Raw genomic sequence first — 20626 nt, forward strand, 5'->3', positions numbered from 1 at the left:
GGCCGTGGTGCTGCGGCAACTGACCAACTCACCCAAGAGCCGGCTGCAGCTGTCCCGCAAACTGGCCGAGCGCAACATTCCGGACGACGTTGCCGAGGCCGTCCTCGACCGCTTCGAAGAGGTCCGCCTCATCGACGACGCCGAGTTCGCCGAGCTATGGGTTCGGAGCCGGTCCCAGACCCGGAAACTGGCGAAGGGCGCCCTCCGCCGGGAACTCGCCGAGAAGGGCATCGACCAGGAGACCGCAGCCGTCGCCCTCGACCAGCTCAGCGACGAGGATGAGGAATCGGCCGCCCGGGAACTCGTGGAACGCAAGCTGCGGAACGCGCGGGGGCTCGAGGACCGCGCCGAGCGGGACAAAATGGTCCGCCGGCTCGCGTCCATGCTCGCCCGCAAGGGCTACCAGCCCTCACAGGCCTTCCGCATTGTCGGCGAGGTCTTGGACGCTGCCCTCGAAGAGCAGGACAGCGACGCCTGACCCGGGACCTCCCGCGGTTGCGGAAAAGCTGCCTCCGCGAACGCGGCCGCGCCGAACCGGTACCCTTAACAGGTGAGTTTGACCATTCCTTCCCCCGCCGCCGGCGGAGCCCCTTTGCCGGATGAGACTGCCACGGTCCGTACCTACCAGGTACGGACCTTCGGCTGCCAGATGAACGTGCACGACTCCGAGCGGATGTCCGGCATGCTTGAAGCCGCCGGTTACGTCCGCTCCGAAGGTGAACTGGCCGACGTCGTCGTCTTCAACACCTGCGCCGTCCGGGAAAATGCAGACAACAAGCTCTACGGCAACCTCGGCATCCTCCGTCCGGTGAAGGAAGCCTATCCGGGCATGCAGATCGCCGTCGGCGGCTGCCTGGCGCAGAAGGACCGCGAGACCATCCTCAAGAAGGCACCCTGGGTTGATGCCGTGTTTGGAACCCACAACGTCGGCGCCCTGCCCGCCCTGCTGGACCGCGCACGCCACAACGACGAGGCGCAACTGGAAATCCTTGAATCGCTTGACGTGTTCCCCTCGACGCTGCCCACCAAACGGGACTCCGTCTACTCCGGCTGGGTCTCCATCTCGGTCGGTTGCAACAACACCTGCACGTTCTGCATCGTTCCCGCGCTGCGCGGCAAGGAAAAGGACCGCCGGCCCGGCGACATCCTGGCCGAAATCCAGGCCCTCGTCGACGACGGCGCCATCGAGGTCACCCTGCTGGGCCAGAACGTGAACTCCTACGGCGTGGAGTTCGGCGACCGGCAGGCCTTCTCCAAACTGCTGCGCGCCTGCGGCGACATCCCCGGCCTGGAGCGCGTCCGGTTCACCAGCCCGCACCCGGCCGCCTTCACCGACGACGTTATCGATGCCATGGCCGAGACCCCCAACGTGATGCCGCAGCTGCACATGCCGCTGCAGTCCGGCTCGGACAAGGTCCTCCGGGAGATGAAACGGTCCTACCGTTCCACCAAGTTCCTCGGGATCCTGGACAAGGTCCGGCAGAAGATCCCGCACGCCGCTATCTCCACCGACATCATTGTCGGCTTCCCCGGCGAGACCGAGGAAGACTTCCAGGCCACGCTCGACGTCGTGGAAAAGTCCCGCTTCGCGACCGCCTTCACCTTCCAGTACTCGAAGCGGCCCGGCACCCCGGCCGCGGAGCTTGAGGACCAGCTGCCCAAAGCAGTGGTCCAGGAACGCTTCGAACGGCTCACCGCCCTGCAGGACCGGATCGCTGCCGAGGAGAACGCCCGCCAGCTCGGCCGCCGCGTCGAGGTCATGGTTACCGCGCAGCCGGGCAGGAAAGCCGGGGAAACCCACCGCCTCTCCGGCCGCGCCCAGGACCAGCGACTGGTGCACTTCTCCGTGCCCGACGGCGCCGAAACGCCCCGCCCCGGAGACCTCGTCACCGTGACCATCACGGAAGCCGCAGCGTTCCACCTCGTCGCGGACCCGGCGACTGCGGACGATTACAGCCTGCGCCGCTCCCGCGCCGGCGATGCCTGGGATCGTTCCCAAGCCGATTCCTGCGGCGCCCCCGCCCCGGCCGGGAACGGCGGCTCGTCCGGTGTCTCGCTCGGCATGCCGACCCTTCCAGTCCGCGCCCGCTAGCCCGTGGCCGACTCCGCTCCACACGACAGCTCCGACACCGCCGGCGTACCCGACGGTTCCGCCGCGCCGGTTCATCCCAACGCATCCGGATCCGCCCCGGAGGTCATTGCCGTCGTCGGGCCCACGGGATCCGGAAAGTCCGATCTGGCCGTCTCGCTCGCATTGGCCCTCGACGGTGAGGTCGTCAACGCCGACGCCATGCAGTTCTACCGCGGCATGGACATCGGCACGGCCAAGATCACTCAGGCCGAGCGCAGGGGAGTGCCCCACCACCTCCTGGACATCCTCGACGTGACCGAGGAAGCCAGCGTCTCGGACTTCCAGCAGCAGGCGCGTGCCGTGATCGCGGACATCCATGCCCGGGGCAAGCGGGCCATCCTCGCCGGCGGTTCAGGCCTGTACGTGCGGGCCGCCCTGGACGTGCTCGAATTCCCCGGCACCGACCCCGCCATCCGGCGCCGTCTCGAAGCCGAGGAGGAAGCGGCCGGCCTCGCGCCCCTGCGGGCACGGCTGGAACTCGTGGACCCGGTCTCCGCGGGGCGCCTGGGCGACGCCCGCCGCGTCATCCGCGCCCTGGAAGTCTTCGAGCTGACGGGACGTCCCTTCAGCTCCTTTATGCCCACCCGCGAGTACTTCCAGCCGGCCGTGCAGATTGGCCTCGACGTGGACCGCGACCAGTTGCGCGAGCGGCTCGCCGCCCGTGTCCACACGATGGTGGACCAGGGACTGCTGGCGGAGGTGCGGCGCCTCGACGCCCTGGGGCTTCGCCGCGGCAGGACCGCCTCCCGGGCCCTGGGCTACGCGCAGTTCCTCAGGGTCGTCGACGGGGAGTCGGACCTGGCGCAGGCCGCCGAAGAGACCATTGTCGCGACCCGGCAGTTCGCCCGCCGCCAGCTCACCTGGTTCCGCGCCGACCCCCGGATCAACTGGCTCGACTGGCAGGACCCCGGGCTGGCGGCCAAGGCCACGGCTCTCTGCGGCTGAGATCCGCCGCTGAGCTCCGCCGCTGACAGCCGCCGCTCACGGCCTCCCGCCGTTGAACCCCCGCTACCTCCGGGCAGCGGGTTCCGTCCCGGCCCGGCCGGAACGGTAACCTTGGTGCATGGATGAAACCCTTGCCGCAGCCGTTGACCACCCCGCGTCAGACACCGGCGCCCTCGCCGGCCTGAAGTTCTCGAAGGGCCACGGAACCGGCAACGACTTTGTCCTGATCGCGGACCCCCACGGCGCGCTCTCCGTCACCCCGGAACAGGTCGCGGCCCTCTGCGACCGGCACCGCGGCATCGGCGGCGACGGACTCATCCGCGCCGTACCCTCGCGGCTGCTCCCGGAGGGCCGGGAGCTGCTCGCCGAGCACCCCGCGGCCGAGTGGTTTATGGATTACCACAACGCTGACGGCTCGCTGTCGGAGATGTGCGGCAACGGCGTCCGCGTCTTTGTCCACTTCCTCATCAATGAGGGACTCGTCGACCTGCCGGCCGGCGAGTCGCTAAGCATCGGAACCCGCGGCGGCATGATGACCGTCGTCCGCACCGCGGGCGGCTACGCCGTGGACATGGGGCCGTGGGAGTTCATCTTCCCGGGCGAGGCCACCGCGCGTGCCATGGATTCACTGGTCAGCGCCGAAGGGCTGGAGGTGGCCAGGCCGGCGCTGTCCGTCAGCATGGGCAACCCGCACACTGTCGTCGCTTTGGCCGAACTCGCGGAACTTGACGCCACGCAGCTGTTCAAGGCGCCCCGGGTCGACCCGACACCGCCGCACGGTACCAACGTCGAGTTCGTCGTGCCGTCCGAGCCGCTCGTTCACGACGGCGTCGGCACCATCACCATGCGCGTGCACGAGAGGGGAGTGGGGGAGACGCTGTCCTGCGGGACCGGCGCCTGTGCCGCCGCCGTCGCGATCCGGCACTGGGCCGGCCAGGGCGCGCCGGACGCCTGGAACGTCACGGTGCCGGGCGGCGTCGTCGGCGTGAAGTTCTTCCTGTCACCGGACGGCCACGAGCACGTGGAGCTCAGCGGACCTGCTGTGATCGTCGCTAGCGGGACGCTTTCCTGACTTTCAGGATCCGGAACGACTTCGAGGTGCTCTCGCGTGTGACGGTAAAGCTGCCGTCCAGCTCCGCCGCGAGCCAGCGCTGAAGCGAATCCGAACCAAGGTTCTTCTGCACCACCAGCCAGGCCGATCCGCCCGGGGCAAGCCGGGGCAGCCAGAGCAGCAGCAGGGCGTGGAGTTCGTCCTTGCCGATCCGGATGGGCGGGTTGGACCAGATCGTGTCGAAGCGCAGCTCCGGATCGACCTCGCCGGGGGTGCTGGCGGTGACATTCTCCAGCCCCAGCAGGGCGGCATTCTCGTTCGTCAGCGCCACGCAGCGCTCATTGACATCCACGGCGAAGACCCGGGCGTGCGGGGCCCGCAGGGCCATGGTCAGCGCGATCGGCCCCCAGCCGCACCCGATGTCCAGCAGGTTCCCCTGCGGCGTCGGGGCAGGGACGTCGGCCAGCAGCACCGCGGTTCCCTTGTCGATCCCGTCCGGGCTGAAAATTCCGGAGGACGTCTGCAGCTGCCGGCGTTCGCCGGCAAGCTCCACGGTCAGCGGCTTGCGGGTGAACGGCCCGGCGGGCTGGGCGCTGAAATAGTGTGCAGACTCCATAACTGGCCAGATTAGTTGGCGCCCCGGCGCTATGGGAAACCGGCCGGGAAACCGGTCCCCGCCGCGCCCGCAACCGGCGCCGCCGGGCAGCGCCGGAGCGCAGGGACGGTCTGCTAGTCTTAAAGACATGATCTTGAACTTCAAGTAGCCGGCACGGGCTTTCGCTTCCTTACCGCAGGCCCGTCCCCGCAGCGACGCAGGTTGTTACCTTCCGCTCAGTGCGCCCCTCGATGATGCTGTGCATCACCCGTCGGCGCCAGATCCACTTGAAGTCAGGCCTTGAAGCCGCAGGGCTTATGACCAGGCAGTGCCCGGCAGCAGTCGACCCGGGAGCGCCGAACGGAACGTACCTCCCCGCCACCCGGCGTTATCACGCCGGATCCCTTCCTCATTTACCGCTCCGGCACGGAGCCCGTCCTGCCCGCGGCGACGCAGCCGCCAGGCATTCCAGGAGGCACGGATGACCACCAGTCGTCAGCCCAGCGCGAATACCGCGCCACGAAACACCGAACAGCACTATTCTGAAGTTGTAGACCCTTCAAAGGAGACCATGACCAGTCAGCCCAACACCGGACCCGATTCAGCCGCGCAGGACATGAGCCCTGCGGAAATCCAGGCAGTCATCGACCGGATCCTCTCCAAAGACGCCCCCGCCCCGAAGGCCGGACACAGTGCCGGCACCGGGGCCGCCGGTGAGTCCAGGGCCGTGTTCGGCAAGGCCCAGGCGATTTCGCGGCTGGACGAGGAACACAGCAGCTACGACGGCGACCAGCAGGACCTCGAGGAACGCCATGCCCTGCGCCGTACCGCGGGCCTGTCGACCGAACTCGAGGACGTCACCGAAGTCGAATACCGGCAGTTGCGCCTCGAGCGCGTGGTGCTCGCCGGGCTCTGGACCGAAGGCACCCTGGCCGACGCCGAGAACTCCCTGCGCGAACTGGCAGCCCTGGCGGAAACCGCCGGGTCCGAGGTGCTTGACGGGCTCGTCCAGCGCCGCGCCAAGCCGGACCCGGGCACCTTCCTGGGCTCCGGCAAGGCCCAGGAGCTCAAGGACATCGTGATGTCGACCGGTGCCGACACCGTGGTGGTCGACGCCGAGCTTGCCCCGTCCCAGCGGCGCGGCCTCGAAGACATCGTCAAGGTCAAAGTCATCGACCGCACGGCACTGATCCTGGACATCTTCGCCCAGCACGCCAAGAGCCGCGAAGGCAAGGCCCAGGTGGAACTGGCGCAGCTTGAATATCTGCTCCCGCGCCTGCGCGGCTGGGGTGAATCGATGTCCCGGCAGGCCGGTGGCCAGGTGGGCGGCGCCGGAGCAGGCATGGGTTCGCGCGGCCCCGGTGAGACCAAAATCGAGCTGGACCGCCGCCGGATCCGCACCCGGATGGCCAAGCTGCGGCGCGAAATTGCCGCGATGAAGCCGGCGCGGGAAACCAAGCGGGCCAACCGCCGTCGTAACGCCGTGCCGTCGGTGGCGATCGCCGGCTACACCAACGCAGGTAAGTCCTCGCTGCTGAACCGTCTGACCGACGCCGGTGTCCTGGTGGAGAACGCCCTGTTCGCCACGCTGGACCCGACCGTCCGCAAGGCTGAAACCTCGGACGGGCTGGGCTACACTCTCGCCGACACCGTGGGTTTCGTCCGTTCGCTGCCGACCCAGCTGGTGGAGGCGTTCCGCTCCACCCTGGAGGAGGTTGCCGATTCAGACCTGATCCTGCACGTCGTCGACGTCTCGCACCCCGACCCGGAGGGCCAGATCGCGGCCGTCCGCACCGTGTTCAGCGAAGTCGACGCCCGCAAGGTGCCGGAGATCATCGTCCTGAACAAGGCCGATGCCGCCGACCCGTTCGTGATCGAACGGCTCAAGCAGCGCGAACCGCGCCACGTTGTCGTCTCCGCCCGCACCGGGGAAGGCATCCCGGAGCTGCTCAAGGCCATCAGCGAGGGCATCCCGCGGCCCAGCGTGAAGCTGGAACTGAAGATTCCGTACAACCGCGGGGACCTGCTCAGCAAACTGCACGAGACCGATGCCGAGATCATCAGCCTCGACCACGAGGAGACCGGCACCCGCGCCGTGGTGATGGTGCGCGAGGGGCTCGCGGCCGAACTGGATGCCTTCGTCAGCAATGACTGAACCAGCGGTGGCCGAGGGGGCGGCCGCGCCGTCGGAGAGCGGCCCGTCCAAGAGCAGCCCGTCCAGAAGCAAGCCGAAAAACGGCACGTCCGGCGAGCAGTTCGTAGTTGAACTGCTCGACCGGGCGGTCGCCGGGATGGGCGGCCAGAGCCGCAACGGCCAGCACGAAATGGCCCGGCAAGTGGCGCGCGCGATCGACACCGGCGACCACCTGCTGGTCCAGGCCGGCACCGGCACCGGCAAGTCGCTGGCCTACCTGATTCCGCTGATCGCGCATTCACTGGTCAGCGACAAGCCCACCCTGGTCTCCACCGCAACCCTGGCACTGCAGACCCAGATTGTCGGCAGGGACCTGCCCCGGTTGCTCAAGACCATCACCCCGGCCTTGGAGCGGCCGGTGAAGGTGGCGCTGGTCAAGGGCCGCTCAAACTATGTCTGCCGCCACAAACTCGAAGGCGGTTTCCCGTCCGAGGAACCGTCCGAGGGCCAGCTGTTCTCCCTCGGCGAGGACACCTCCGTGCCGCACTTCGCCGCCGCGATGGGCGGCCCCTCCTCGCAGCTCGGCAAGGAGGTCGTCCGGCTCCGCGAATGGGCCGAGGAGACGCAGGCGGGGGACCGCGACGAGCTGATGCCGGGCGTGACCGACCGCGCCTGGCGGCAGGTCTCCGTCACCTCGATGGAGTGCCTGGGCGCGCAGAAATGCCCGCTCGCCGCCGAATGCTTTTCCGAACTGGCCCGGCAAAACGCCGCCGACGCCGACGTGGTGGTCACCAACCACGCCATGCTGGCCGTCAGCGCCTTCGAGGGCCTCGCCGTGCTGCCCGAATACGACGTAGTGGTGGTCGACGAGGCGCACGAACTCCAGGACCGGGTCACCGGTGCCGTGTCCGGCCAACTGTCCGTGGCCATGGTGCACGCCGCCGCCTCCGGGGCCCGCAAACACACCGGGATCACCGTGGACGCGCTCAACAACGCTGCGTCCAACCTCGAACTCGCCATCGAGGGGGTTCCCAGCGGACTCATGCCCAACGGCTTGAACAGCGAACAACTCGACTGCGTCGACCAGCTGCGAGACGCCTGCCGCGCCGCGCTCTCGGACTCCAAGGGCGACAGCGCCAACACCGCCGACGGCGGCCGGCAGCTCGCGCGGTCCCGGCTGATGGTGATCCTGGAGCTCTGCGAACGGCTCCTGGCCGCCAAGGAGAACCGGGAAGTGGTCTGGTTCTCCCGCAACAGCAGCTTTGACCCGCAACAGGGCTACTCGCAGCCGGATGAGTCCGCGCCCGCCCTGATCAACGTTGCTCCGCTCAGCGTTGCCGGGCGGCTGCGCGAAGGTTTGTTCGCCGACCACACCGTCGTGCTCACCTCGGCAACCCTGGCCATCGGTTCGGCCTTCGAACCGGCAGCCGGAGGCCTCGGCTTGGTGGGCCCCGGCGCACCCAGCTGGACCGGCGTCGACGTCGGATCCCCCTTCGAATATCCCAAACAAGGCATCCTTTACGTCGCCAAGCACCTGCCCAAGCCGGGCCGGGGGACCTCTCCGGAAGCCCTCGACGAGCTTGAGAAGCTGATCCGCGCCTCCGGCGGCGGAGCCCTGTGCCTCTTCTCGTCGCGGCGCGCCGCCGAGGAGGCGGCCGAGGCGATGCGGCCCCGGCTGGGGCTGAGCATACTCTGCCAGGGCGAATCGACTATGACCGCGCTGGTGAAGCAGTTCGCCGATGAGCCGGACACCTGCCTCTTCGGCACCATGTCGCTCTGGCAGGGCGTCGACGTGCCCGGAAACTCCTGCCGCCTCGTGGTGATCGACCGGATCCCGTTCCCGCGGCCCGATGATCCGCTGATGACGGCCCGCTCCCGGGCGGTGGCCCAGTCCGGTGGCAACGGGTTTATGAGCGTCTCGGCGACGCACGCAGCGATCCGCCTCGCCCAGGGAGCCGGACGGCTGATCCGCTCGACGTCGGACAAGGGCGTGGTGGCGGTCCTCGATTCCCGGCTGTCCACCGAACGGTACGGCGCGTTCCTGCGGGCCGCGCTGCCGCCGTTCTGGCCCACCACCGACCCGTCGGTGGCGCTGGCAGCCCTCGAGCGCCTCAGCAAGGCGACCCCGGCAAAGGTACAGGCTCAGCAACCCGCCAAGTAGCCGGAGGCCGCGCCGACGAGAGTACCCGAGGCCGGCGCTGGCGTTCCCGCCCGGTTCTTCCACGCCCCGGGGCCGGCGGGGCCGGGTTCCCGCGGCTGCGGCGGCCCCGCGCGCCGTCGCGGTGCCAACAACCGGGCGGGAACGCAAGGAGGCCCCGTCCGGAACTGCGGACGGGGCCTTCGAGCTGCCGGTGGGATCTGGCTGGCAGGGGTGTGGCAGGGAAGCCGGCGCGGGAGACTACAGGGAGCGCAGCACCGAGACGACCTTGCCCATAATGACGGCATGGTCGCCGAGGATCGGCTCGTACTGGGTGTTTTGCGGGAGCAGCCAGGTGTGGCCGTCGCGCTGGCGGAAGGTTTTGACCGTGGCCTCGTCATCGAGCAGGGCGGCAACGATGTCGCCGTTGACGGCATCGTTCTGGCGCCGGACGACGACCCAGTCGCCGTCGCAGATGGCGGCGTCGATCATCGAATCACCGGCCACCCGGAGCATAAACAGTTCACCGTGGCCCACCAGCTGGCGCGGCAGCGGCATCACGTCCTCCACCACCTGGTCTGCCAGGATCGGGCCGCCTGCGGCGATACGGCCGACAAACGGGACCATCGCGGTGTCCGTGGCGCTGGCGAGTTCCGCGACTGCCTGGCCGCCGACGGCGCGCAGGCCGCTGGACTTCTCCACGCCGGAGATCGTGGTGGCACCCTCGTCCAGGGTCAGCGGCATCAGCACTTCCATGGCGCGGGGACGTTTGGGGTCACGCCGCAGGTAGCCGAGCTTTTCCAGCTGCGAGAGCTGGTGGGTGACGCTGGAAAGGCTGGCCAGCCCGACGGTGTCGCCGATCTCGCGCATGGAGGGCGGGTAGCCGTTGTCTGTCACGGAACGCTGGATGGTCTCCAGGATCTTCTTCTGACGGACGGTAAGGCTCTTCGGCGCCCGACCGGTCTGGGGGCTCCGCTGCGCGGCCCTCCCGCCGGCGGCTTGTGCTGCCATGTTCGCCATGCCTTTCCATTCCGCCCGGCTGCCGTGGCTGCCGGGACCGTTCGGTCCGAACAATGTCAGACCCCGCTGATCAACTGTTGCTGACCAACCCAAGTGGTTGTCCTGTGATTCAAAAGTAGGGCAGCCGCCAGGGTTTTTCAAACATTTGTTCTAGCGAGTCTCGACAATGTTCGTTCATAAGTGCTAAAACAGAAACAGCGAAGTTCGAATATGTGTTCGAAGTTTCGAGGCCTTGCCGGTTCTTAGGATTCGGCGGTGTGTTCGAAGTTTCGTGTTCGAGGGTTCGCGATCGAAGGTAATGCGTTCGATGGTTCGGCCGGTTGGCGGCAGGTACGTGGAGTACGCCGGGCGGCACAGATAAGTCCAGGAGGGCTCAGCTCATGTCAGCAGTAAGCGCTATTTCCGGTTCGTCGGTTTCCGCTCCCGCTCAGGAGGCGGCACCCGCTGCTGCCTCCCGGCAGGCTCCGCTGAGGCTGACCCGCCGAGGACGCTTCGTCTTCTTCGGCCTGCCGCTGATCCTGTTGGCCGCCCTGGTCCTCTCCCTGGCCGGGTTCCTGAACGCCCCGGCCAAGGCCGCCGACTCGGCCGCGGAGCTCTCGCTCACACCGACCGTCACCGTGACGGTCCAGCCGGGGGAGTCGCTCTGGGCCATCGCCGGTGAAGTCGCCCCGGAGCGGGACCCCCGCGACGTTGTTGCCGACATCGTGCAGCTGAACAACCTCGAAGCCGCGCGGGTCATCCCCGGCCAGCAGCTCTACGTACCCGCCAAATAGACCACCCCTGGAAGACTGCCGTCGGCCGCCCGGGAGGGCCCCGGACGGTCACAGTTTCGGGGCCGGGGCCGGTCTCACTTAAACTGGGCAGGTGACTGACCAGCTAGAGCGCCTCAACCGACTGCCCCTCCGGACCAATCTGCGGGGACTGCGCCCCTACGGTGCGCCCCAGTTGGATGTCCCCATCCTGCTGAACGTCAACGAGAACACCCATGGCGTCCCGGCCGACGTCCGCGCGGCCATCGCCGAGGCCGTGACGGAGGCCGCGGCGGGACTGAACCGATACCCGGACCGCGAGTTCACCGAACTGCGCGAAGCCCTCGCCGAGTACCTCGGCCACGGCCTGGACGCCGGCAACATCTGGGCAGCCAACGGTTCGAACGAGGTCCTGCAGCAAATCCTCCAGGCCTTCGGCGGCCCGGGCCGCACCGCGCTCGGCTTCCCGCCCACGTACTCGATGTACCCCCTGCTCGCCGCCGGCACGGACACCGAATACATCGTCGGGGTCCGCGCCGAGGACTACGGGCTCAGCGCGGAATCGGCAGCCCGCCAGGTCCGGGAGCTGAAGCCCAACGTCGTCTTCCTCTGCTCACCGAACAACCCCACCGGCACCGGCCTGGGGCTCGACGTCGTCGAGGCCGTTTACGAAGCCGGCGAAGCCAGCCAGACCATCGTGATCGTCGACGAGGCCTATCACGAGTTCGCCCACGACGGCACGCCCAGCGCCCTGACCCTGCTGCCCGGCCGCGAGCGGCTCATCGTCTCGCGCACCATGAGCAAGGCCTTCGCCCTGGCCGGGGCCCGGCTCGGCTACATGGCAGCGGCCCCGGAGGTCACCGATGCGCTGCGCCTGGTCCGGCTCCCGTACCACCTCTCCGCCATCACCCAGGCGACGGCGCTGGCCGCCCTTCGCCACCGGGTGGCACTGATGGCCGACGTCGAGGACATCAAGCGCCAGCGCGACCGGATCGTGACGGAGCTGACCCGGATGGGCCTCAAGCCCGCCGCCTCCGACTCGAACTACGTCTTCTTCGGCGGCCTCGAGAACCCGCACGAGACCTGGCAGGGGCTGTTGGACGCCGGCGTGCTCATCCGCGACGTCGGCATCCCCGGCCACCTGCGCGTGACCGCCGGAACTGAGACGGAAACCACAGCGTTTCTGGAAGCCCTCGAACGGATCCTGGCCGGCCACGAAGTGCAGTCCGCCTAGACTTAAGCCAGGACCCACGCACACCGCCCCGTTCGCCGGGCGCCCGCCTCATCCAAAGGACACCCCACATGAGCAACACCGGATCAGCCGCTGCCCGGACCGCACGCCTGGAGCGGACCACCAGTGAATCCTCCGTCCTGGTCGAGATCAACCTGGACGGCACCGGCGTCTCGGACATCAGCACCTCCGTGCCGTTCTACGACCACATGCTGACCGCGCTGAGCAAGCACTCCCTGATCGACATGACGGTCAAGGCCACCGGCGACATCCACATCGACGTCCACCACACCGTGGAAGACGTCGCCATCACCTTCGGCGAGGTCCTTCGCACGGCGCTGGGCAACAAGGCCGGCATCCGCCGCTTCGGCGAGGCCACGGTCCCGCTCGACGAGGCGCTGGCCCAGGCCGTCGTCGACGTTTCCGGCCGTCCCTACCTGGTGCACGCCGGCGAACCGGCCGGTCAGGAGTACCACCTCATCGGCGGACACTTCACCGGATCCCTGACCCGGCATGTCTTCGAGGCCATCACCCTGCACGCCGGGATCTGCCTGCACATGAACGTCACTGCCGGCCGGGACCCGCACCACATCGTCGAGGCCCAGTTCAAGGCCTTCGCCCGTGCACTGCGCGCCGCCGTGGAGCCGGACCCGCGGGTCGAGGGCATCCCCTCCACCAAGGGTGCGCTGTGACCGGCAAGGTGCTCCGGGACGGGGCCATCATCAACCCGGACGCCGCCAGGAAGCCGGTCTCGCCCGAGGGCAAGCCCACCGTTACCGTGCTCGACTACGGTTCCGGCAACGTCCGCTCCGCCGTCCGCGCCCTCGAACGCGCCGGGGCCGAGGTCATCCTCAGCTCCAAGCCCGAGGATGTGCTCAACGCGGACGGGCTTGTCGTTCCCGGCGTCGGTGCGTTCGAAACTGTCATGAACGAGCTCAAGGCCGTCGACGCCGTCCGCATGATCGGCCGCCGCGTCGCTGGCGGCCGGCCCGTGCTCGCAATCTGCGTCGGACTGCAGGTCCTGTTCGAAGCCGGCGTGGAACACGGCACTGTGGCCGAGGGCATGGGGGAGTGGCCGGGCAAGGTCGAGCTCCTGCCGGCCGAGGTCGTGCCGCACATGGGCTGGAACACGGTCACCGTGCCGGAGGGCTCCCGGCTCTTCGCCGGCGTCGAAAACGAACGCTTCTACTTCGTGCACTCTTATGGTGTCCAGCACTGGGACTTCGACGTGATCCAGCCGCGGATGGCCGCCCCGCTGGTGACCTGGTCCGAGCACGGCGCGCCGTTCATCGCCGCGGTCGAAAACGGCCCGTTGTGCGCCACCCAGTTCCACCCGGAAAAGTCCGGCGACGCAGGTGCCCGCCTGCTCCGCAACTGGGTGGACAGCCTCCGCGGCGGCCCCAAGGCCGGTGCCGGCCAGACGGCCGCACCGGAACAGACCGCTACACCGGAACAGACCGCCTAGATGTGGTCCATCGTGCTGATGGGCCTCGCCGGCCTGCTGGTTGGCGGTGCCTTGTCCTTCCGGCAGCAGAAAAGTCCGCTGTGGGTCCAGGTCGTGTTCTACGTCCTGGCCGGCATGGCGCTGCTGGCTGCCTGGCTCTTGACCCTGCCGGGAAACTGACCCCGCTGTGGGAACTGACCCTGCCGTGCAACTGACCGCCCGCAAAACGCGCACCCTTTCCCCGACCCGCCGCCCCAACTCCGTGAGGACCTTCCGATGACCACCGAAACCCCACTGCCGGTACTCGAGCTGCTCCCCGCCGTCGACGTCGTCAACGGCCAGGCCGTGCGCCTGGTCCAGGGCGAGGCCGGCAGCGAAACCAGCTACGGCACGCCGCTGGAAGCCGCGCTGAATTGGCAGGAACAGGGCGCCGAATGGGTCCACCTCGTCGACCTCGACGCCGCCTTCGGCCGCGGGTCCAACGCCGAACTGCTGCGCGAGGTCGTCGGCCGGCTGGACATCAAGGTTGAGCTCTCCGGGGGGCTGCGCGACGACGAATCCCTCGAAAAGGCCTTGGACCTTGGCGTCGCCAGGGTGAACCTGGGCACCGCGGCGCTGGAGAACCCCGAATGGACGCAGCGGGTAATCGAGCGCTTCGGCGACAAGATCGCCGTCGGCCTCGACGTCCGCGGCACCACCCTCGCCGGCCGCGGCTGGACCAAGGAAGGCGGCGATCTCTGGGAGGTCCTGGGCCGCCTCGAAGAAGCCGGCTGCGCCCGCTACGTCGTCACCGACGTCACTAAGGACGGCACCCTGCAGGGCCCCAACGTCGAGCTGCTGCGCCAGATGGTGGAGAAGACCGGTAAGCCCGTCGTGGCCTCGGGCGGCATCTCGAGCCTCGAAGACCTCAAAGTCCTACGCTCCCTCGTGCCGCTCGGCGTCGAGGGCGCCATCGTCGGCAAGGCCCTCTACAACGGCAACTTCACGCTGCCCGAAGCCCTCGACGCCGCCGGCCGCCGCTAGGCACGCCCCGGCCATGGAGCACACCACCGAGCCCGGCGGCCGCCCCCTGCCCGGCCACATCGCTGCCGCCCTCGCCGGCGCCGGCGGAGCGACGGACTCCGCCGGGCAGCCCTGGGCCGGGCGCAGCCTCAGCGGTGAGGACGCCAGGATCCACAACTTCGAGGACGACGACGGCGCCGCCGACGCCGGCTACCTCGCGGCGCTGGCGGACCTCGCGTCCGGCGCAGGAGACGAGGCGGCCGTGGTGGCGTCCTTGGCGTCCGCCCGCGTCTTTGTGCCCATCCTCGCCAGCCTCGCCGAAGAAGGCGACGCCGTGGCAGGCGCGCACGGCGGCGAAGTGCACGGCGACAAGCAGGCTGACATGGCCCTGGTGACCCTCAAGGCGCCGGACGGCCGGACAGCCCTGCCGGTCTTCACCTCGGCCGAGGCCCTCGCCGCCTGGCACGCCGCGGCCCGGCCCGTGGCGGTATACGCCGCCCGCGCCGCCCTGTCCGCCGTCGCCGAGGGCGCCGAACTGCTGGTGCTGGATCCAGGCTCGGCAACCACCTTCGTGGTGCGCCGTCCCGCCGTCTGGGCGCTGGCCCGGCAGCACGCCTGGCTACCCAGCTACAGCGACCCGGCGGTGGCGGAGGCAGTGGGCGCTGCCGCGGCCGGCGTTCTCGCGCTGCGCCGGGTGGAAATCCATCCCGGCGGCGGCGTTGCCTCGGCGCAGGCCGGCGGCCGGCAGCTTCCCGGCGGTGGCGCGGGCCCGGAGCTCCGCGTGGTGCTGTACCTTGAAGACGGGCTCGACCCCGTCGCGGTACAGTCCATCGTCGCCGGACTCAACGACGCCTGGGCCCGGAATGACACGTTTGCCGAACGGGTCGACTCGATCGAAATCAAGTTGCAGCGCGCAGCACAGTAGCCGGGAACCGGCGCGGAGACATTCCGGTGCTGCCGAGGGCAGTACACAAAGGAATGCAGTTTCGTGAACTTCGCGCTTTACCGGGATCTGCTGGCCGTGAGGCCCATCAGGAACCTCCTGCTCGTGGGCATGGTTGCCCGCATCCCGCACTCCGCCGCCGGGGTGCTGCTGACCCTGCACATTGTCCTGAGCCTGGGGCAGGGCTACGCCGCCGCAGGGGCGGCCGCCGCGGTCATGACAATCGGCATCGCCGTGGGCGCCCCGTGGCGCGGGCGCCGCGTGGACACGGTCGGCCTGCGCCGGGCGCTGATCCCGTCCGTCGTCTCCGAGACGGTCATCTGGTCCATCGTGCCGCACGTCAGCTACCAATTGCTGCTGCCGCTGGTCTTCGTGGGCGGCCTGCTCACGCTGCCGATTTTCAGTGTGGTGCGCCAGTCGCTGGGCATTCTCGCCACCGGTGAGCGGCGCCGGACGGCGTTCGCCCTGGATGCAATCAGCACCGAACTGGTCTTTATGATCGGCCCCGCCGCCGGCGCCCTGGTCGCCACCGCGGGTTACTCCGTGCTTGGCCTCACAGTAGTGGGCGTCGCCACCTCGCTCTCCGGCCTGTTCCTGATGTGGATCAACCCGCCCACCCGCAGCGCCGTGTCCGGCCTGGCCCCGGATCCGGCGTTCGAGGCATGCCAGCAGGAGGGGGCCGGGACCGCCCTGGTCGCCGCGGCGCCCGCCCACTTGCAGGAGGCCGCGGCCGAGCTGGCGCCGTTGGCGGCCGCGGAGCAGCGGCGGCAGGGCGGATCCGGCCTGCGGCACAAGGTCCGCCACAACTTCGCCTGGTTCACGGCCGCCGTGGCGGCGGTCTTCGCCGTCGCCGCCGGTGCCGGCATGGTGCTCAGCGGCACCGACGTCGGAATCGTCGCCGCCCTGCAGACGGGCGGCCACCAGGCCGAAATCGGCATCGTCTTCCTGTTCTGGTGCGCGGCCTCGGTGCTGGGCGGCCTGGTCTACGGCGCCATGCACCGGCCCGTGTCGCCCGTCCTGCTGTTGTTGGGGATGTCTGCGCTGACCCTTCCCATGGCGTTCGCGCAGGACACCTGGACGCTGGCCCTGCTGTCGCTGCTGCCGGGCCTGCTCTGCGCCCCGGTGCTCTCAGCCGCGTCGGAGAAGGTGGCGGAATTGGTGGAGGAGGGCCGCCGCGGCGAGGCCATGGGCTGGTACGGCTCGGCGCTCACCGGCGGCGTGGCCCTCGGCGCCCCGCTGGCCGGGCTCTTCATCGACGGCGTGGGACCGGGCGCGGGATTCATTTCCGTGGGGCTGGCCGGCGTGGTGCTGTGCGTCGTCGGCCTGGTCCTGCAGCACCGCCGCCGGCGCCGGCTCGCCGCAGCCTAGCGGGCCTTGGGCTTCGCCGGCAGCGCCCCCGCCGGGGAAACGTCTTAACGACGACGACGGCCGGACCGCTGTGGTCCGGCCGTCGCCGTCGTCGTTGGCTGCTGCCGCGCTACCCTGCAGGGCAGGCGCCGGCGACTAATTAACCGCGCCGGTGTACTTCTCGCCCGGGCCCTTGCCCGGCGCATCCGGGATAGCGGATTCCTCGCGGAAGGCCAGCTGCAGGGAACGCAGTCCGTCGCGCAACGGTCCGGCGTGCTGGGAGCCGATCTCCGGGGCCGCGGCGGTGACCAGCCCGGCCAGGGCCGTGATCAGTTTGCGTGCCTCGTCCAGGTCCTTGAGCTCTTCGGCGTTGTCCTCGGCGGCCAGGCCAAGCTTCACGGCGGCGGCGCTCATGAGGTGAACGGCGGCGGTGGTAATGACCTCGATCGCGGGGACCTCGGAGATGTCGCGGATCTGCTGGGAGACATCGCCCTGCGCGTCCGCCGGCTGGTAAACGTGTGAATTACTGTCTGAAGTGCTCATGCTGGTAAGCTTGTCACAGACCGACTGAATGTCGTTATTTCTGCAGATGTTGAGAAACAAGGCAGAGACCCGCCAGCGCCTGCGTGCGCTGAACGGGTATCTTTCTGTAGAATTGGCTTTCAGTTTGCAAGCGGAGTTCTCTCCCACCCGCGTCAGCCGCTCTCCTTCGGGAAGCTTCGCAAGAAGCAAGGTTGCCGGGTACCTGGTCGGGCATTCTTCCCGGGCGCCAGCCCGGCAGGGTGTATGCCGTCTCTCATCAGAGGCGGGCAGCTCCGATCTTCGAGGCCTTCGATTGCTCCGGCAATGGGAGGCCTTCTCTTATTTCCGGTGGAATACCCCTCACGAACACAGGAGCTTTAACATTAGCGAGCCAAGAATCAATGAGCGTATCCGCGTCCCCGAGGTGCGGCTGGTCGGCCCTGCAGGCGAACAAGTAGGCGTTGTCCGTATTGAGGATGCCCTGCGTTTGGCTGCCGAGTCCGACCTTGATCTCGTTGAAGTTGCACCGCAGGCCAAGCCTCCGGTGTGCAAGCTGATGGACTTCGGCAAGTACAAGTACGAAGCGGCCGTCAAGGCACGCGAAGCCCGGAAGAACCAGACCAACACGGTCCTGAAGGAAATCCGCTTCCGCCTGAAGATCGACACCCACGACTACGAGACGAAGCGCGGCCACGCGCTCCGCTTCCTCGGCGCCGGTGACAAGGTCAAGGCCATGATCCAGTTCCGCGGCCGTGAGCAGCAGCGCCCCGAGATGGGCATCCGCCTGCTCCAGCGCTTCGCTGACGACGTCGCCGAAGTGGGCGTTGTGGAGTCCAGCCCGCGCATCGACGGCCGCAACATGGTCATGGTGGTCGGACCGCTGAAGAACAAGGCAGAAGCCAAGGCAGAGGCCCGCCGTGCAACGCAGCGCGCAGAAGCCAAGGCCGAGAACGAAGCCAAGGCAACAGGTGGTGGCCGCGTTGACACGTCCGGCCCCGAGGCGCCCCTGACGCAGTCGCTCGCCGATCTTCTTCCGGAGGGCTACCAGGTCCGGACCGAGGCCCCCGCGGCCGAGGCACCGGCGACGGAAGCTCCGGCCGAAGCAGCAGCAGCCACGGAGGCCCCGGCCGCCGAGGCTCAGACCGAGGAAGCGCCGGCTGCGAAGGCTCCCGCCCAGGAAGCGCCGAAGCAGGAGGCCGCCAAGGCGCCCAAGGCCGCCCCGAAGCGTGAAGCCCCCAAGGCTGAGGCTCCCAAGGCCCCTGCCAAGCCGGCAGCAGCCAAGGCGCCCGCAGCGCCGAAGGCCGCTGAGAAGGCCCCGGTTGCCGCTAAGGCCCCCGAGGCTGACAAGGCCGCCCCTGCCGCGGCACCGAAGCCCGTTGCTGCTCCGAAGCCGGTTCCGCGTCCAGCGGCGCCGAAGCCTGCCGCACGGCCGGCGGCTCCCAAGGCCGCCGCCAAGCCGGGCAGCAAGAAGACCAACTAGTTCACGGCTGCCGGACCGCAATGTCCGGCAGCAGGCAACCAGCACGCCGCCCGCAGGGGTGGCTGCACGAAAGACTGCAGACCCGTCTGCGGATACGTAAGGAGATCGGTTCCCATGCCGAAGATGAAGACCCACAGCGGTGCTAAGAAGCGCTTCAAGCTGACCGGTAGCGGCAAGCTGCGCCGCCAGCAGGCCAACCGCCGTCACTACCTCGAGCACAAGTCCTCCAGGCTGACCCGCCGCCTCGCCGGCGACAAGATCGTCTTCAAGGGCGACGCCAAGGTCATCCGGAAGATGCTCGGCATCTAAGTTCCAAGTTCACGGACCGATAGCCACCTGGCGGCGGTCCACTACCAAAAAGGCTTCTCAGGCCGGCCGGGTTTCCGGCAGTAGACGCTTGGGATCAGAATTTTCGAAGGAGTACGCACGTGGCACGTGTGAAGAGGGCGGTCAACGCCCACAAGAAGCGCAGGGTTATCCTCGAACGCGCAAAGGGCTACCGTGGACAGCGTTCACGCCTGTACCGCAAGGCCAAAGAGCAGCTGCTGCACTCGTTTGTGTACAGCTACGGCGACCGCAAGAAGAAGAAGGGCGACTTCCGCCGCCTCTGGATCCAGCGCATCAACGCTGCCTCCCGCGCCAACGGCCTCACCTACAACCGTCTGATCCAGGGCCTCAAGGCCGCTGAGGTCGAGGTTGACCGCCGTATGCTGGCCGAGCTGGCCGTCTCCGATGCCAACGCCTTCGCCGCGCTGGTCAAGGTCGCCAAGGACTCGCTGCCCGCCGACACGTCCGCTCCGGCCGTCCAGGTCGAGGCCGCAGCGGCTCCGAAGGCCGCGAAGAAGCCTGCCGCGAAGAAGCCTGCTGCCAAGAAGGCTGACGCCGAGGCCGCAAAGTAGTTCCTCCCGCCGTCGAGAGACAGCGTCGTTCAAGAACTGCTCGCAAGAGCAACTAAGGTTCTTATATGAACGAAACCGGGCGCCCGCAAGACTTTCCACTTTCCAACCCTCGAGCAGATCGAGTAAGGAAGGTGGCACAGCTTGCCGGGCGCCCGGCCCGTTTAAGGCGCAGCGAGTTCCTGGCCGAGGGCCCGCAGGCCGTCCGGGAAGCCTTAATCCTGCACCGGAAGAGGATTGCAGCGGGGGAGCCCGGCATCGTCTACGAGGTCTACGCCAGCCAGGCCTGCCTCGACCGGCACCCGGACCTGGAGGCCCTCGCCGAAGGCACCGCCGCCTACCTCGCTACTGACGAAGTACTGGCCGCGATGGCGGACACCGTCACCCCGCAGGGCATCCTGGCGGTCTGCGGCTTCCTGGACGTCGGCCTCGACCACGTCCTGGACGCGGGTCCGCAGCTGATCGCGGTCCTGTGCCAGGTCCGCGACCCCGGGAACGCCGGAACCGTGCTTCGGGCAGCAGACGCGGCCGGCGCGGACGCCGTCGTCCTGACCGCGTCGAGTGTCGATATTTACAACCCCAAAGCCGTACGGTCCACGGCCGGGTCGCTCTTCCACCTGCCGGTGGTGCTCGGCGCCGACGTCGGGGACCTGGTGGCCCGCTGCAAGGAACGCGGCATTGGAATCCTGGCTGCGGACGGCCAGGGCCAGCTGAACCTGGACCGGCTGCAGGACGAGAATGCGGCCCGCCGGCTGGGGGCGTCCGCCGGCGAATCGGACTATGCGCTGGAGAGCCCTACGGCCTGGCTGTTCGGCAACGAGGCCCAGGGGCTATCCGAGGACGAACTGGCCCTGGCCGACCACCGGGTCGCCGTCCCGGTCTACGGCGCGGCGGAGAGCCTCAACCTCGGCACCGCGGCGACGGTCTGCCTGTACGCGAGCGCACGGTCGCAGCAGCGCGGCGCCTAGGCTGCAGCACCTCCCGGACAACCAACGACGG

Annotated in this window: 21 protein-coding genes; 18 read left to right on the plus strand and 3 right to left on the minus strand. The window is 68.7% G+C overall.

Features of this window, described 5'->3' with window-relative positions; all coding sequences use genetic code 11:
• Nucleotides 1-4: 4 nt before the first annotated feature.
• The 4 genes from AC1MED_RS06900 (at nt 5) to dapF (ending at nt 4148) form a co-directional block, all read left to right on the plus strand.
• Nucleotides 5-478 (plus strand): regulatory protein RecX, encoded by a 474-nt coding sequence (locus AC1MED_RS06900; RefSeq protein WP_346959816.1) that lies wholly within the window; start codon nt 5-7, stop codon nt 476-478.
• Between the two features lie 72 nt (nt 479-550).
• Nucleotides 551-2092: a tRNA (N6-isopentenyl adenosine(37)-C2)-methylthiotransferase MiaB gene (miaB, locus tag AC1MED_RS06905; RefSeq protein WP_479786171.1), complete on the plus strand. Its 1542-nt coding sequence runs from the start codon at nt 551-553 to the stop codon at nt 2090-2092.
• Nucleotides 2093-2197: 105 nt separating this feature from the next.
• Nucleotides 2198-3076 (plus strand): tRNA (adenosine(37)-N6)-dimethylallyltransferase MiaA, encoded by an 879-nt coding sequence (gene miaA / locus AC1MED_RS06910; RefSeq protein WP_479786592.1) that lies wholly within the window; start codon nt 2198-2200, stop codon nt 3074-3076.
• Between the two features lie 118 nt (nt 3077-3194).
• On the plus strand, nt 3195-4148 hold the full coding sequence (gene dapF / locus AC1MED_RS06915; protein ID WP_479786172.1) for a diaminopimelate epimerase: 954 nt from the start codon (nt 3195-3197) through the stop codon (nt 4146-4148).
• Here the strand turns inward: dapF and AC1MED_RS06920 are convergent.
• Nucleotides 4129-4743, minus strand: a complete 615-nt coding sequence (locus tag AC1MED_RS06920) for a class I SAM-dependent methyltransferase (protein ID WP_479786173.1) — start codon at nt 4741-4743, stop codon at nt 4129-4131. The genes dapF and AC1MED_RS06920 overlap by 20 nt on opposite strands.
• A 550-nt stretch (nt 4744-5293) precedes the next feature.
• Here AC1MED_RS06920 and hflX point away from each other — a divergent pair.
• Together hflX and AC1MED_RS06930 are read left to right on the plus strand one after the other, a co-directional pair.
• The gene (hflX, locus tag AC1MED_RS06925) at nt 5294-6877 is read left to right on the plus strand and encodes a GTPase HflX (protein ID WP_479786174.1); all 1584 of its coding nucleotides are present in this window, start codon (nt 5294-5296) and stop codon (nt 6875-6877) included.
• Nucleotides 6870-9017 carry an ATP-dependent DNA helicase gene (locus tag AC1MED_RS06930; protein WP_479786175.1) on the plus strand — a complete coding sequence of 716 codons (2148 nt, stop codon included), beginning with the start codon at nt 6870-6872 and terminating at the stop codon, nt 9015-9017. The genes hflX and AC1MED_RS06930 overlap by 8 nt, the downstream gene beginning before the upstream one ends.
• Nucleotides 9018-9254: 237 nt before the next feature.
• Here AC1MED_RS06930 and lexA read toward each other — a convergent pair whose 3' ends face one another.
• Nucleotides 9255-10004, minus strand: a complete 750-nt coding sequence (gene lexA, locus AC1MED_RS06935; protein WP_346959772.1) for a transcriptional repressor LexA — start codon at nt 10002-10004, stop codon at nt 9255-9257.
• 389 nt (nt 10005-10393) lie between these two features.
• Between lexA and AC1MED_RS06940 the strand changes: the two genes are divergently transcribed.
• From AC1MED_RS06940 to AC1MED_RS06975, 8 genes are all read left to right on the plus strand, one after another.
• Nucleotides 10394-10786 carry a LysM peptidoglycan-binding domain-containing protein gene (locus tag AC1MED_RS06940; RefSeq protein WP_346959771.1) on the plus strand — a complete coding sequence of 131 codons (393 nt, stop codon included), beginning with the start codon at nt 10394-10396 and terminating at the stop codon, nt 10784-10786.
• A gap of 91 nt (nt 10787-10877) precedes the next feature.
• Complete coding sequence (locus AC1MED_RS06945) at nt 10878-11996, plus strand: histidinol-phosphate transaminase (protein ID WP_479779544.1); 1119 nt, start codon at nt 10878-10880, stop codon at nt 11994-11996.
• 68 nt (nt 11997-12064) lie between these two features.
• Nucleotides 12065-12685 carry an imidazoleglycerol-phosphate dehydratase HisB gene (gene hisB, locus AC1MED_RS06950; protein WP_346959769.1) on the plus strand — a complete coding sequence of 207 codons (621 nt, stop codon included), beginning with the start codon at nt 12065-12067 and terminating at the stop codon, nt 12683-12685.
• Nucleotides 12682-13458, plus strand: coding sequence for an imidazole glycerol phosphate synthase subunit HisH (hisH, locus tag AC1MED_RS06955; protein WP_479786176.1), 777 nt, complete (start codon nt 12682-12684; stop codon nt 13456-13458). Before hisB ends, hisH begins: the two co-directional genes overlap by 4 nt.
• Nucleotides 13459-13617 (plus strand): hypothetical protein, encoded by a 159-nt coding sequence (locus AC1MED_RS06960; RefSeq protein ID WP_346959767.1) that lies wholly within the window; start codon nt 13459-13461, stop codon nt 13615-13617.
• Between the two features lie 96 nt (nt 13618-13713).
• A complete protein-coding gene (gene priA / locus AC1MED_RS06965; protein ID WP_346959766.1) occupies nt 13714-14460 on the plus strand; it encodes a bifunctional 1-(5-phosphoribosyl)-5-((5-phosphoribosylamino)methylideneamino)imidazole-4-carboxamide isomerase/phosphoribosylanthranilate isomerase PriA in 747 nt (248 codons plus the stop codon).
• Nucleotides 14461-14473: 13 nt separating this feature from the next.
• Entirely contained in the window at nt 14474-15364 is an 891-nt protein-coding gene (locus AC1MED_RS06970; protein ID WP_479786177.1) for an SseB family protein, read from the plus strand.
• Nucleotides 15365-15427: 63 nt separating this feature from the next.
• Entirely contained in the window at nt 15428-16750 is a 1323-nt protein-coding gene (locus tag AC1MED_RS06975; RefSeq protein WP_479786178.1) for an MFS transporter, read from the plus strand.
• Between the two features lie 135 nt (nt 16751-16885).
• Here AC1MED_RS06975 and AC1MED_RS06980 read toward each other — a convergent pair whose 3' ends face one another.
• Nucleotides 16886-17272 (minus strand): DUF1844 domain-containing protein, encoded by a 387-nt coding sequence (locus AC1MED_RS06980; RefSeq protein ID WP_346959763.1) that lies wholly within the window; start codon nt 17270-17272, stop codon nt 16886-16888.
• A 403-nt stretch (nt 17273-17675) separates the two neighbouring features.
• Between AC1MED_RS06980 and infC the strand changes: the two genes are divergently transcribed.
• The 4 genes from infC to AC1MED_RS07000 all read left to right on the plus strand — a co-directional run bounded on the left by infC (nt 17676) and on the right by AC1MED_RS07000 (nt 20595).
• Nucleotides 17676-18731, plus strand: coding sequence for a translation initiation factor IF-3 (gene infC, locus AC1MED_RS06985; RefSeq protein WP_479786179.1), 1056 nt, complete (start codon nt 17676-17678; stop codon nt 18729-18731).
• 114 nt (nt 18732-18845) lie between these two features.
• A complete protein-coding gene (gene rpmI, locus AC1MED_RS06990) occupies nt 18846-19040 on the plus strand; it encodes a 50S ribosomal protein L35 (RefSeq protein ID WP_009358635.1) in 195 nt (64 codons plus the stop codon).
• A gap of 119 nt (nt 19041-19159) precedes the next feature.
• On the plus strand, nt 19160-19630 hold the full coding sequence (gene rplT / locus AC1MED_RS06995) for a 50S ribosomal protein L20 (protein WP_175323251.1): 471 nt from the start codon (nt 19160-19162) through the stop codon (nt 19628-19630).
• Between the two features lie 65 nt (nt 19631-19695).
• The gene (locus tag AC1MED_RS07000; RefSeq protein WP_479786180.1) at nt 19696-20595 is read left to right on the plus strand and encodes a TrmH family RNA methyltransferase; all 900 of its coding nucleotides are present in this window, start codon (nt 19696-19698) and stop codon (nt 20593-20595) included.
• Nucleotides 20596-20626: the final 31 nt, after the last annotated feature.

This window comes from Arthrobacter sp. BI5 (genome assembly GCF_056680065.1).

Excerpts from the sequence above, each read along its gene's own strand:
- hisB (WP_346959769.1), top strand. The coding sequence starts at position 12,065 with ATGAGCAACACCGGATCAGCCGCTGCCCGGACCGCACGCCTGGAGCGG.
- lexA (WP_346959772.1), bottom strand. The coding sequence starts at position 10,004 with ATGGCAGCACAAGCCGCCGGCGGGAGGGCCGCGCAGCGGAGCCCCCAG.
- AC1MED_RS07000 (WP_479786180.1), top strand. The coding sequence starts at position 19,696 with ATGAACGAAACCGGGCGCCCGCAAGACTTTCCACTTTCCAACCCTCGA.
- AC1MED_RS06960 (WP_346959767.1), top strand. The coding sequence starts at position 13,459 with ATGTGGTCCATCGTGCTGATGGGCCTCGCCGGCCTGCTGGTTGGCGGT.
- dapF (WP_479786172.1), top strand. The coding sequence starts at position 3,195 with ATGGATGAAACCCTTGCCGCAGCCGTTGACCACCCCGCGTCAGACACC.
- AC1MED_RS06970 (WP_479786177.1), top strand. The coding sequence starts at position 14,474 with ATGGAGCACACCACCGAGCCCGGCGGCCGCCCCCTGCCCGGCCACATC.
- AC1MED_RS06940 (WP_346959771.1), top strand. The coding sequence starts at position 10,394 with ATGTCAGCAGTAAGCGCTATTTCCGGTTCGTCGGTTTCCGCTCCCGCT.
- AC1MED_RS06930 (WP_479786175.1), top strand. The coding sequence starts at position 6,870 with ATGACTGAACCAGCGGTGGCCGAGGGGGCGGCCGCGCCGTCGGAGAGC.
- AC1MED_RS06980 (WP_346959763.1), bottom strand. The coding sequence starts at position 17,272 with ATGAGCACTTCAGACAGTAATTCACACGTTTACCAGCCGGCGGACGCG.
- priA (WP_346959766.1), top strand. The coding sequence starts at position 13,714 with ATGACCACCGAAACCCCACTGCCGGTACTCGAGCTGCTCCCCGCCGTC.
- rpmI (WP_009358635.1), top strand. The coding sequence starts at position 18,846 with ATGCCGAAGATGAAGACCCACAGCGGTGCTAAGAAGCGCTTCAAGCTG.
- hflX (WP_479786174.1), top strand. The coding sequence starts at position 5,294 with ATGACCAGTCAGCCCAACACCGGACCCGATTCAGCCGCGCAGGACATG.
- AC1MED_RS06920 (WP_479786173.1), bottom strand. The coding sequence starts at position 4,743 with ATGGAGTCTGCACACTATTTCAGCGCCCAGCCCGCCGGGCCGTTCACC.